The following is a 13198-nucleotide window of genomic DNA, read 5'->3' as shown; positions in this document are numbered from 1 at the left end:
TTCACAAAATCAAACATATTTCCCGCAATATTAGGGTATTATTCCTCAAAATCAACTTTTCTTCTTCCTTTTTTAATTGAGTGCAACTGTTTGCTTTCCAATCGTTTGATTTTTGACTGAAAGGTAGGAACCGTTTTTTTTCGCTTTTTGACAGGGGTCAGAGCCTTTATAAGCAGATCGTAGAATTTTTGAATAACGCTTTCCCGGTTCTCCATTTGCGTTCTGCCGGTTTGTGAAACTAGCAGTAATATACCTTCTTTTGTAATTCTTGTCTTTAATTTTTCAGCTACTCTTGATTTCTCTTCTTCGTTTAGTAGTGCGGAACTGAAGATATCAAACCGTAATTCAATACGGGTGCTGACCTTATTTACATTCTGACCGCCGGGACCACTGCTGCGGCTGGCCTGAAACAGAAATTCGTTTTCAAAATTCCGGCCTTTGAGTATATCTGTCATGGTTGCAGAAACTGGATGCAAACCGGGCTTGGAACATCGGCAATAATTCCAGTATCAACCAGTCGCCCTGTTTTGTGATCAATTCTGAAACTAACAATCTGATCTGAATTCTGATTGGCAACCAATAACCAGTTTCCTGTCGGATCAATGGCAAAATTACGCGGGGTTTTACCTTTAACCGGCATAAGTCCCGTAAATGCAAGCGTTCCGTTTTCCCTATCGATTGTATACATGGCAATGCTGTTGAGGGTACCTCTGTTTGAGGCATACAAAAATTCCCCATCCGGAGTGATATGAATATCGGCACATCCTGCTGATACTCCTGCACTGTCCCCTGAAGTGGATACGGTTTGAAAGTGAACCAGTTCACCCGAAACCGTATCGGTTTTCAGGCACTCAATGGTACCGTTCAGTTCGTTGATCACATAAGCGATATTCTTTAGCGGATGAAATGCCATGTGCCTGGGACCGGCGCCGGCCATTGTTGAATAATCCGTTCCGGGAAGCAGTTTTCCATTGGTTTTATCAAGAGTATACACATAAACCTTATCTGTTCCCAAATCACAGGAATAAACAAAACGGTCGTTATGCCACAGCCTGATGCAATGGGCATGCGGTGATTCCTGCCTGTCAGTCAAACCTCTTCCTTTATGCTGTTCCACCTGATTAGCGGGTTGCAATGAACCATCATCGTTAACAGGGAAAAGGGCTATGTTGCCGCTGCCATAATTGGCAGTGAATACATACCTGCCATCTTTATCCGTTTCGATAAAACATGGTGAATCTCCTTCTGATGATACCTTATTAATAAAATGAAGACTATCACCGCCTGCCGTTAACCGGAATGCGCTTATCATACCAGTGCCGGTTTCGTTCACGGCATACAGGTACTTTTTATCCGGGCTTATTGCCAGGTACGAAGGATTAACTGTTGCCGGAGATACGTTTTTATAAGTAAGTTTTCCGGAATCAGAGTTAAAGGAATAAATATATATTCCTTTTGACTTTCCCTGCAAATGGGGTTCCGATTCGGTATATGTTCCGATATAAACAATAATTTCTCTTTCTTTCACAGGTTGATTTTTTTGCTCCTTACAGCATACCAACAACACAGGAAACAATGCCAGCATAAGTAGTTTTGAAGTATTCATTGTATATGACTTGATGGCTACAAAGATAGTAATGATGTTAATTGTTTGATGTTTATAAAACAGGGATTGAAGTTATCCCTCAATTTTTTGTAGATTTGATTCCCTTAAACCTGAATCTGCATTAATTATCAAACATAGTGATAACATAGCGCCTGAAATGCCGGGGAATCTGGAGGCTTTTGAAAAACTGTTCAAGTCTTTCTATGCCCCTCTCGTGGCCTATGCCAACCGGTATGTTTCGGATGTGGAAACCGCAAGGGAGATCGTGCAGGACTTTTTTGTCCGCTTCTATGAAAAGAAAAACACATTGTCAATCGATGTCTCGGTAAAATCTTACCTGTACCGTTCGGTTTATAATTGTTGTATTAATTATCTGAATCAGAAAAATATTCAGGAACGGCATCTGAAAAACATCCAGATGGAAAAATCGGATGAAGAGAACCTTGAAGATGAAATTAACTCGGTTGAATTGCAGCATCGTATATATGAGATCATTGACGATTTGCCTTCACAGTGCCGTAAGATTTTTAAAATGAACCGCTTTGAGGGCCTGAAGAACGATGAAATTGCAGCTAAACTGAATCTGTCCAAACGAACGATTGAAACCCAGATCAGTAAAGCACTTAAAGTTTTGAGAAAGAAGCTTACCAACTATATTTCTGATTTTCAGAATATTCATGAAGATTGATGGTGATTTATAAAATGCAGTAAATCAATTAAATATAAAATAAATGCCCGATTAAACACAGGTAAGAATAAGTGAATTTCAAAACTTAAATGTCTTATAAAAGATTTAGTATGGAATTACATAAAATGCCTGATAAACTTTTTGTAAAAAAATTGCTCGGGATTATTGATCCGGTTGAAGAAAAAGAACTTCAACGGCTTATGGACGAACATCCAGATGTGGCCGGAGAATTTAAATTTACGGAAGGTATATGGCACAGGTCAGAATCCTCAAAGATATTTGAGCAAATTGACACAAAAGCCGACTGGAAGAACCTGAAGAATCAGATCCTTGATTCCGGGGATGCTCTGTCCTGGAAGGGCTATCTTCTCAGGATAGCTGCTATTATGATTCTTACAGCAGGTTTGTCGGCCGGATTCTATAAGATTATTGTTAACCAGCATTCTGAAAAGGAAAACTACACGAATTATACAGCTGAAAACCAGAAGCGGCAGATTATCCTTCCCGATGGTTCAACTGTTGTTCTCAATGCAGGTTCTGAATTATCATACGCTCCGGGTTTTGGTTCTTCATCAAGGGATGTGAAACTTAAAGGGGAAGCCTATTTTAATGTTATTCCCGGTCTTACCCTTCCTTTCAGGGTTTTTAGCGGCGGATCTGTTGTTCGCGTTACCGGTACAAGCTTTTCCGTTTATCAGGTTGATGGTGAGGTGCATGTATCGGTTATTACCGGCAAGGTTATTCTTTCATCAACTGTCGCAAACAGTCAGAGCATAAACATCCCGGCCAACAATTCAGGTTTTGTTTCTGAAAAAAATGAAGTTAAACTGGAAGAAGGCATTCCTGTCAATGCGCTCTCATGGAAAACAGGCCATCTTTTCTTTGACGATACTCCCATTGATTCTGCACTTATTGACATAGCCCGCTATTTCAGAAGGGATCTTTCAATTGAGACAGCTGTCACTGACCGGATAACAGCAGAGTTCCAGGATCAGCCACTGAATGAAATCCTGGATGAAATCAATATGGTGGCCGGTTTGAAATTTGATACTACCGGTACCGCACTCATAGTCAGAAAGTAAGGACTGATCATGAAGCTGCGGGAAATATACCACCGAATTCCCGTATTTTTCCTCTTACTTCTTTTTCTTACGGGAAGACCCGCTCATTCACAGAGCGTGCTTGACCGTGAAGTGAACCTGTCAAGATCATCAGGACCCATTAACCTTCTTTTGAAAGAGATAGCCCGTAAAGGTAAATTTTCATTTACATATACCTCTCAAATTCAAACCCAGCGTATGGCTTCGGTTTTGAACCGGAACCAGACAGTAAGAAATCACCTTGCTGATATTTTCAGGTTTGACAGCATCCGCGTGGTTGAACAAAATGATAAAATATTGCTCATCCCCCTTTTCAAAAAGGTTTCAGTCACAAGCGAAATCCGGCTGGCAAGAGGACTGGTGATCGATTCGAAAACATATAAACCACTCCCATTCTCTGGGATTTTTCTTAATAATAAAAGTATAGGTACAATTACAAATGCTTCCGGGAGATTTGAATTCAAGATTCCGGTATCCGATTTCAGGGATACCCTTGTTATTTCCCATATCGGTTATAAGATAGTTTCTCTTCCTGTGGCATCAATTGATTCCGGAATACTTGTATTCCGCCTTATTCAGGAAAAAATACAGATTGCGCCGATAGTGGTTAAGCCGCTTGATCCGATCTATATTATTACAAAAGCGATAGAGAAAATTCCGGAAAACTATGATTGCAAACCTGCTGTTTATACTGGATTTTTCAGGGAAACCACAAAACAGGATAATAAAAACGTATCACTTTCTGAAGCCATTATCAATGTTTTCAAAGAACCCTACAATTCCTTCCGTGGTGACCAGATCAAGATCTTTAAAGGCCGAAAAGGTACCAATACCGACGAAATGGAATTCGTTGATTTCATTGTCCAGGGAGGCTTGTTCAATACACTGCAACTGGATATAGTTAAAAACCTGCCGAGCTTTCTTGATGCGGATTATTTTGCACTTTACCAGTACAGGGTGGAAAGGACCGTGATGCACTTTGAAAGGCTGACCTATGTAATAAGCTTTCAGCAGCAGGAGGGTGTTAAGTATCCCTGTTACAAAGGCAGATTATATATTGATGTTGAATCGCTTGCTATAGTCGGAGCAACGTTTGAAATGCCTGAAACTGGTATGACTTATGCCGCAGGCATTTATATCAAAAAAATGCCGCGACATACCGGTGTTAAACCGATAAGTGCCGAATACAACGTGTTTTACAGGAACTATAACCGGAAATGGAATCTGAGCAACATGCGTAGTGAAGTGCTTGTACGGGTCCGAAGGAAAAAAGATAAAAAACAGGACCGTTTTAACTCGGTGTTCTCATCGGTTTCGGAGTTTGTGATTACAGCAAAGGATACTACAAATGTTGTAAGGTTTAAGACAAATGAAATCTCAAGACCGCGCGACATACTTCAGCAGCAGATAGGCGAGACTGATTATGATTTCTGGGGAAATGAAAATATTATCATTCCTGAGGAACCCATTGAAAAGGCCGTATTGAGGCTTGGACGAAGAAATAATAACCTGACTGACCAGGAAATCAAGGCCATCAGGATAGAAGAAGAAAAAGAAGAGATCAGCACATCACCTGATGATAAATCAAACGATAGTAACCAGGAATAATTCGTAAATATGATAAAACTTAAAACCAGACCAGTTTTCATTGCACTTTTTCTTGCAGGAATGCTTGTCCTGTCGGGAAGAAGTCCTGATGACCCGTTTATTGAATATTTACAACAACAACTTGAGAAATATAATCAGAATTTCAATTCTGAAAAAGCTTTTCTGATGACCGACCGTTTCGTTTATAGGCCGGGAGAGGACCTGTGGTTTAAGGGATTTGTGTCTTCTGTTATACCCGCTGAGAATATAACCAATGATTTTTTCATCAGGCTCATCAACAGCAAAGGAGAGCCTATAATTTACAGGAGATATCCTCTTGTTGATAATGAGACTTCCGGTCATATGATAATTCCCCGTTCATGCGTTCCCGGAAAATACTGGCTTATCGCTTATACTGGCTGGATGAAAAACCAGTGCCCCCAGGAAGCTTTCCGTAAAGAAATACTGATTAGTAAATATTTTGAAAGAAGGTACCAGGTAGAAGTGAATTATGACAGGTCGTTTTATTCCCCTTCCGATACGATGAATGCCCTTGTAAAGATTGCTGATGCGCAGGGTAAACCTATGGCCCAGACTGAATTTGATTATGTGTTAGGCACATTGAATAAATCGGAGGTCAAAGGCGAGGGGATTACGGATGTTAAGGGCAAGTGCAGGATCAATTGCATCATACCTGCAAATGATGATCTTCTTATGCTTTCATTTGATATAAAAAACAGGAAGACGCCGGGTACTTATGCACATGTTATACCGGTAATTACTAAAAATATATCCGTGAGTGTTTTTCCCGAAGGTGGCAGACTGGTAAAGGGGATCAGATCAAAAGTGGCGTTCAGATCGGTAGACAGGTACAATTTGCCTGAAAGGATAAAAGGTATTATTACTGATATGGACGGAGAGTTTATTGACAGCCTCAAAACCGGGGATAACGGAATGGGATATATCGAATTTACCCCACTTTCTGAGAGCAGCTTATTAAAGATTGTTTCACCTGAAGCTTTAGAAAATGTAATTGCTTTTCCACCGGCAATGGATTCCGGAATTATAATCCGGTTCAATGGACTTTCAGGTAATGAAGCCCTTTTTGAAGTACGTTCAAATTACAACCGGCAAATATCAACATACTGGACTGCAGTGAAGAACCAAAAAATGATATGGGCTAAACAGGTTTCTTTCAGGGAATCATCCACTGTAAAAATTCCATTGATCAATCAGAAATCAGGAATCATCCAGGTAAATGTTTTTGATGAACAACATCATGTTGTTGCAGAACGCAGCTTCGCCTATGAATCGCAATACGGTATTCTGAATGTAAGCATGGAAAGGCATGTATATAAAACCCGTCAAAGGGTGAGTGTGCTTGTGGATTGTCCCAAAACACTGATGAATAAAGATCTGACACTTTCGGTTTCACTTAGCAAATTAGCACACAATGCGTTTGATCGTGATTTAAATTCCATTGTGCAAGTAACAGGTTGCGATCAAACCGGTGTTCAACCTGACAGCGATGACCTGGCTCTTCTTACATCGGGCTTCAGCGAACTTGATTGGGCTGAAGTACTAGACCAGACGCCCGTAAAAACTCCTTATGTACAATTGGATGGCCTTAGCGGAGTGGTTTACGACAAGAAAGAAAATATCTCGCCTCACGCCAAGGTAAGAATTACCCATTTCCCTAATTTCAGATTATATGAAACCCAGACAGATGAGAACGGATCATTCAGGGTCTCTTTCGGTTCCGATATTATCGATTACAGGTTTTTGAATATTGATGCCTATGATGCCACAGGCAAAGTAAACCTGAATACAAAAATTGATTACAGTTATGTGCAGAAGCTGGCAGACTTCACTGAAAACCAGCCTGAAAACAGCGAAATGTCAAAGATTAAAGACCTGGTTCGATACGGGGAACCGGATCTGGTTTACTTTTTGCGATATGGTCCGGGGAAATTCAGGGAGAAAAAAACCGATACCCACAAAAAATATGATCCCTACCAGTATTCCAAGTATACTGATATAATGGATATCATTCAGGATATCAAACCATACAGGCTATCAGAAGACAGGATTATTTTTACGGAACCGCTGCGCTCAAACACCGACACGACAGTGATGATTGATGAAGCCATTATTGTAATTAACGGGTCGTTGAAAGGTAATAAAATAGGTGCGCTTAAGAATATTCTTCCTTCTGACATTACTAATATTAATATTTCAACTTCAGCGATAGACGTTCATAAGTACACCCCTTTAAATTTTAAAGGAGTGATTGAGATTACAACTATCCAGGGAACCGGCCGTTACAGGCAGTCATCATCACCGGCTGCACCCGGCATTATCAGTGCTGCAGAAAAACAGTTTTATTCGCCTGATTATTCAATAGAGACTTCTTATTCAGCTGATAACCGTCGCACGCTTTACTGGAATCCGAAAATTCAATACCAGGGAAATTCTATGCTTGTAACTTTCTATACGTCGGATATCAAAGGGTTGTTTTTTGGCCATGTGGCAGGAATCGACGACCAGGGCAATCCGGTGGAAGGTTCTTTCAGTTTTGAAGTGGAATAAAGTTACTCAGCCTTTTCGGTGGTTGGCTCTTTTACAGGTCTGTTAATTATGGGAAGTATTGCAAATGCAGCAATACCAAGGAATAGGTAAATCAAATTGGTTGAAGAATGGGCTATTAGTGCAAATATCTTTCCATCTGCTTTATCAATTCCATAAATAAAAAGGGTTTCGTATACCATGAAATGCCATGGCCCAATTCCGCCCTGTACAGGAGCGAGCATGGCAAGTCCGCCCATCAGGAAAGTAATCATCCCTGTTAGTATGGAAAGCTGAGATGTGGGTCCGAAAGCAAGGAAAATCACGTAAAGCATAAAAAGCCACATAATAAATATGAAAGCTGTATGGCCTATAAAAAGCCATTTGTTTTCAAGCATGGCAACCGATTTTATACCGGTAACGAAATTCTGCCGGATTAACCTGAATCGTTTTAAAAACGAATTTCCGCCTGAATCTTTCTTTCTGAAATAACGGTTGAACAAAATCAGAATAAGGATTAATGAAAAAAGAACAGCAAAACCAATAATGATATTCCGGGCCGAAAACAACGATAATAGATTCTGCTTAACATCTTCATGGCTGTTAAAGAAAGAAACAAAAACCCCGAACTGGCTCAGAATGATAATGAAAGCGAGGATCATCAGGGTGATGAAATCGGCCATTCTTTCAACAAATACGGTACCGGCCAGTTTGGCAAACGGAATTTTTTCGTATCGAGTAAGGATGGTACAGCGGAAGACTTCCCCGGCCCTCGGCAGGATGAGGTTAACGAAATATAACAGAACAACGGCAAAATATGAATTGTAAAGCTTCGGTTTATAACCCATTGGCCGGATCAGCATATTCCAGCGCATGGCTCTGGAAATCTGTGAGAAAATATTCAACAGCACAGACACTGCAATCCACCAGTAATTAAGATTTTTAAACGCCTCTTTGTAAATTGAAACAGGTTCATCTTTATAAACCCACCAAAATACGAATACTCCTACACCGAGGAACGCGAGGTATTTTAAAATATTAAGGGCTTTCTTAAACATTATGAACGTGACCACGTTTTTTTCCAACGGCACAAATTTAATCATTTATGTTTTGGTGCGATAAAAGCCTTTGACATTATTAAAATCCTGAGCGTTAAAAAATATTAATTTTACCCGGATACCTTTTCAAATTGAGGCTGATATATAAGAGAATGACAGGATCAGAATTACGGTTTCTCCGTCTTGCAGCATGTTTTGCCCTGGCATGCTGCTTTATGGGTGTATCCGCTCAAAAAGCCGATACCGATACTACCGGCATCATTGAAAAAATTGTTGAAAAAATCGATACGGTTGTTCGCACGGCAATTCCGGATACGACTCTTGAAAAATGGTCAAACAAGCCAATTGACAGTGTTCTTTTCAAAAACAACAATACACGGCTAAAAAAAGAATTGTATAACCTGATCATCAAAAGCACTCCTGAAAAACAAAAAATTCCCACGACCAACACAGGCCTTGCAGCCATGGATGGCAAAATTATCAGGAATATTGAATTTCGCCATATTGATATGTTCTCCCCGGATGTTACCGACACTATGTATAAAGCCGGAACATGGATTGAAAGGACCGTAAATGCCTGGCATAAAGATACAAAAGAAAACCTGCTGAAACGTTACCTGATCATTCATCCGGGTGATATACTCGATGTTTTTCAGGCGGCCGAAAATGAAAGGATACTGAGGGAATTGTCCTTTCTAATGGATGCCCGATTTATACCCAAACCGGTACCCGGTAATTCCGATTCAATTGACTTGATTTTGCTCACACAGGATAAATTTCCTTTTGGAATACAGGCTGACCTTATCAATCCGGGTGTTGTTTCACTAGATCTTTCACATCACAATGTGCTGGGTATGGGCCATCATCTTGATTTAACAACCTATGTGGATCCGGCACACTCACCACTCCTGGGATACCGGCTTTCATATATATCTCCCAATATAAGAAGGACGTTCACTACAGGTAAAGTGGAATATATTCGCAGGTGGAACCAGGAGACTTACCAGCTGAGTCTGAGCCGCGATTTTAAAGCTCTTGTAATACGCAATGCAGGTGGTATATCGTTTGAACAAACAAGTATCACACGCAATGTCGATATGGTGGATACCCTGTTTAAAGATACTTCGGTTAAATACAACAGCACCGATCTCTGGGCAGGCCGGATAGTGATTCCTTTTAATATGCGTTCACATAGTATCCGGTCCGGATTCTACCTGTCAGCGCGGATGAACATGTACCAGAATATTGTTCCTCCTGATATTGAATCAAAATATCTTTACCCATTCATTGACAGGACTACACTCCTCTTTTCCGCCGGTATAACGGGACAGGGCTTTAAAAAGGACCGGTTGATCTATACCTTCGGCAGGCCTGAGGATGTGCCTTTCGGATTCCTTTTCGATATAACGCCCGGAATTACACGGCTAAAAAGTACTTACATGCCTTACCTTTCATTTGGTGCATCATACGGTATGTATTTAAAAGATAATTCCTATTTATACGGCCAGGTCAGGGCAGGTACCTTCCTAAACAACGGGATATACGAACAGGGAGTTTTCAAGTTTGCTGTCCGGTATTTCACAAAGCTTCATGAATATCATCGTTTCAAATACAGGAATTTTATCAACTTTAACTATGTCAGCGGTATCAACAGATACCCCGGAGAGTTTATCAGTATCAGTGATGAATATGGTATCCTGGGTCTTATTAATACTTCCCTCAGAGGTAATGACAAAATTGTACTTAACCTTGAATCGGTTGTATTTACGCCTTATGTTTTATTCGGCTTTCATTTCGGTATTTTCGGCGGACTCGATCTGGGTTATCTTAAGAGGGATTATGAACGGTTCTCCGATTCAAGGTTGTTTTCTGGACTAAACTTCGGATTGAGAATTAAAAACGAACAACTGATTTTTGATACGTTTGTTATCCGTTTTTCTTTTTATCCCGGCAAACCAAGCGGGGGAACGGCCAGGTATTTTGTTATTGATTATGAGCCGGGACTTAAACTGAATGACTTTCTGCCTGATAAACCTGAAATTGTACCCTACAGGTAGGTTTAATCCATTAGCTTATTAAGTATCTGTGTCATCTGGTTTCTGCTGACTTCCTTGCTGGTCTTTTCAGGTTTGCATTCAATTTCACCTTCAAGCTTTGTATACTTGTCGGCCACAAATCGCATTTTAAGATGCAACAACTGCAATTCAAATTCCATCAGAACACCTTTTATTTCTTTGTATGGATTGGTGGCATTAGGATGCCTGAGTGTAATTTCATTTGTGTAATAAATGGAAAAAGTATCCCCAGAAGAGGGCAATGTGACAAGCGCTCTTTTACATAAGAAACCGGCAATTTGTTTGGTTTCCTCCGTTTCCTTAATAATCATGCCATCCATAGGGTCAAAACAGCACATCGATTCATCCCTGCTTCCTTTAAAGAAATAGTGTTTATCCAGTACCTTCAGGATTGTAGAACATTTCCGGGTATTAAAGTTTGTAAATGCATTCAGTTTATACATTCCCATAAACCCTTCAATATTATTCGACGCTTGCTTTTCATTAAATAACAGCCGCATACGGGAGGGGAGAATATTCTGCATCCTTTTATCAAGATCATTGTTCAGATAAGTAATCCTGTAGTCAATTCTGCCTGAAGTAATGCCACTCTTTGCGGATTCCATGCGACACGATGAAACTGACAAGATGATCAGTGCAGATAAAAAGGTCGCAAGTTGTTTGGTCATGTAATTTTGAGTAAGTGACTTTTATCTATGTACGGTATTTACATCTTCAGGTTTGCCCCGATTGATAAATCACCTTAGTTTATTTGCTGAACTGCTATTTTTAATTGACTTGTGAAATAATCCGAATGAAATATTGAATGGAATAATTATTAAATAAAAAAGTATATAAATACATTCTATGATAAATATCATAGCCATTATTGGCCGGGTTTCACTACATTTGTCTTCTATACTTTGGCTGAAAAACCTATAAAATTATTAATTATGCCCTTTAATCTTCGTAACCGGAATTTCCTGAAATTGCTTGATTTCACACCGGAAGAAATTCGTTTTTTACTTGATCTATCGTTCGAACTTAAAAAAGCCAAGTACAGTGGTACTGAACAACCAAGGTTGCAGGGCAAAAATATTGCCCTTATATTCGAAAAAACATCCACCCGTACACGTTGTGCCTTCGAAGTGGCCGCACACGACCAGGGTGCTCATGTGACCTATCTCGATCCTGTAAGCTCTCAGATAGGGCATAAGGAGTCGGTAAAGGATACTGCCCGTGTGCTGGGTAGAATGTTTGACGGTATTGAATACAGGGGACACGGACAGGATATTGTTGATCAGCTCGCCCGTTATTCGGGTGTTCCTGTGTGGAACGGATTGACAAATGAATTTCATCCGACACAGATACTGGCCGATCTCATGACGATGATTGAATACAGTGATAAACCCTTGAATAAAATTAAGTTCTGTTATCTTGGGGATGCCCGTAATAATATGGGCAATTCATTGATGGTGGGTTGTGCCAAAATGGGTATTGATTTTCGTGCCGCAGCGCCCAAACTATGCCATCCTTCTGAAGATCTTGTTAAAACATGCAGAGAAATTGCTTCAGCAACCGGAGCTATAATAACAATTACCGAAGATATCGCCACAGCTGTGAAAGATGTTGATTTTCTTTATACCGATGTATGGGTATCCATGGGAGAACCTGCTTCTGTATGGGCTGAAAGGGTAAAACTCCTTCTTCCTTACCAGGTCAACCAGAAAGTTCTAAATCTTACCGGAAACAAAAAAGTGAAATTCCTGCATTGTTTGCCTGCATTTCATGACCGGAATACAAAAGTAGGGGAGGAGATGTACCAGAAATTCGGTCTGGAAGCTCTTGAGGTTACAGATGATGTGTTTGAATCACCGGCATCCATTGTTTTCGACCAGGCTGAAAACCGTGTACATACAATCAAGGCCGTAATGGTAGCCACACTGGGCGCTTAGTCAGAAAATAGCCTGGAAAATGGCTTTGAAATACATCACAGCCAGCACCAGGCTCACAGCCACTTTCATCATTGTGCCAGCAAGGAAACCAATAAAAGATCCGAATGCTGAGCGCAATGCCTTTTGTGAGTCCTTGCCTGCAAGTAGCTCGCCGATCCACGCTCCTGCAAACGGACCTCCGATAATTCCCAGGATGCCTAAAGGTCCGAGTGTTATACCCAGCAAAGGCAAGAGAATCATGCCAATGATGAGACCCACAGTGCTTCCGCGAAGGCCGGCTTTGGTGCCGCCGTACATTTTGGTTCCCCATACAGGCACCACATAATCAAGCACGGCAACGACCGCTATCACAACGGCCCATATGATCAGTGTACGGGTTGAGAATTGAGCAAAGCGTGACCAGTGTATCAGAAGAAGTCCCAGGTAACTCACCGGCGGACCCGGAAGACCCGGCAGAATGCTTCCCGCAATTCCGGCCAGTATGCAGATTAGGGCTAAAATCGCTAGCAAATAATCCATTGGTTTGATGTTTAAGGTTTGAAGTTTGAAGTTTGATGTTGTTTATATTGTTTTAAACTTCAAACC

The 13198-nt window shown here is 40.7% G+C and carries 11 protein-coding genes; 6 read left to right on the top strand and 5 right to left on the bottom strand.

All coding sequences use genetic code 11. The annotated features are described in order from the left end of the window. Positions 1-38 precede the first annotated feature (38 nt). Both arfB and VK179_03250 read right to left on the bottom strand, forming a co-directional pair. Positions 39-455: an alternative ribosome rescue aminoacyl-tRNA hydrolase ArfB gene (gene arfB / locus VK179_03255; GenBank protein ID HLO57730.1), complete on the bottom strand. Its 417-nt coding sequence runs from the start codon at positions 453-455 to the stop codon at positions 39-41. Then, positions 452-1528 carry a lactonase family protein gene (locus VK179_03250; protein HLO57729.1) on the bottom strand — a complete coding sequence of 359 codons (1077 nt, stop codon included), beginning with the start codon at positions 1526-1528 and terminating at the stop codon, positions 452-454. Before VK179_03250 ends, arfB begins: the two co-directional genes overlap by 4 nt. Positions 1529-1763: 235 nt before the next feature. Between VK179_03250 and VK179_03245 the strand changes: the two genes are divergently transcribed. The 4 genes from VK179_03245 to VK179_03230 all read left to right on the top strand — a co-directional run bounded on the left by VK179_03245 (position 1764) and on the right by VK179_03230 (position 7570). Further along, positions 1764-2294, top strand: a complete 531-nt coding sequence (locus tag VK179_03245) for an RNA polymerase sigma-70 factor (protein ID HLO57728.1) — start codon at positions 1764-1766, stop codon at positions 2292-2294. A 110-nt stretch (positions 2295-2404) separates the two neighbouring features. Further along, complete coding sequence (locus tag VK179_03240; protein HLO57727.1) at positions 2405-3376, top strand: FecR domain-containing protein; 972 nt, start codon at positions 2405-2407, stop codon at positions 3374-3376. A gap of 9 nt (positions 3377-3385) precedes the next feature. Further along, on the top strand, positions 3386-5002 hold the full coding sequence (locus VK179_03235) for a carboxypeptidase-like regulatory domain-containing protein (protein HLO57726.1): 1617 nt from the start codon (positions 3386-3388) through the stop codon (positions 5000-5002). 9 nt (positions 5003-5011) lie between these two features. After that, positions 5012-7570 (top strand): hypothetical protein, encoded by a 2559-nt coding sequence (locus tag VK179_03230; protein HLO57725.1) that lies wholly within the window; start codon positions 5012-5014, stop codon positions 7568-7570. 2 nt (positions 7571-7572) lie between these two features. On the opposite strand, the gene VK179_03225 is transcribed toward VK179_03230, so the two are convergent. Beyond that, positions 7573-8649 carry a lysylphosphatidylglycerol synthase transmembrane domain-containing protein gene (locus VK179_03225; GenBank protein ID HLO57724.1) on the bottom strand — a complete coding sequence of 359 codons (1077 nt, stop codon included), beginning with the start codon at positions 8647-8649 and terminating at the stop codon, positions 7573-7575. A gap of 107 nt (positions 8650-8756) precedes the next feature. Between VK179_03225 and VK179_03220 the strand changes: the two genes are divergently transcribed. Beyond that, a complete protein-coding gene (locus VK179_03220) occupies positions 8757-10661 on the top strand; it encodes a hypothetical protein (GenBank protein HLO57723.1) in 1905 nt (634 codons plus the stop codon). Between the two features lie 2 nt (positions 10662-10663). On the opposite strand, the gene VK179_03215 is transcribed toward VK179_03220, so the two are convergent. Then, positions 10664-11284 (bottom strand): hypothetical protein, encoded by a 621-nt coding sequence (locus VK179_03215; protein ID HLO57722.1) that lies wholly within the window; start codon positions 11282-11284, stop codon positions 10664-10666. A gap of 327 nt (positions 11285-11611) precedes the next feature. Between VK179_03215 and argF the strand changes: the two genes are divergently transcribed. Beyond that, positions 11612-12613 (top strand): ornithine carbamoyltransferase, encoded by a 1002-nt coding sequence (argF, locus tag VK179_03210; GenBank protein ID HLO57721.1) that lies wholly within the window; start codon positions 11612-11614, stop codon positions 12611-12613. Here the strand turns inward: argF and VK179_03205 are convergent, their stop codons facing one another. Continuing rightward, positions 12614-13132 (bottom strand): DUF456 domain-containing protein, encoded by a 519-nt coding sequence (locus VK179_03205; protein HLO57720.1) that lies wholly within the window; start codon positions 13130-13132, stop codon positions 12614-12616. Positions 13133-13198: the final 66 nt, after the last annotated feature.

The organism is Bacteroidales bacterium, from assembly GCA_035299085.1.
GTDB lineage: Bacteria > Bacteroidota > Bacteroidia > Bacteroidales > UBA10428 > UBA5072.
Note: the sequence above shows the minus strand (reverse complement) of the source record. Positions and strands in the feature narration are given on the sequence as shown.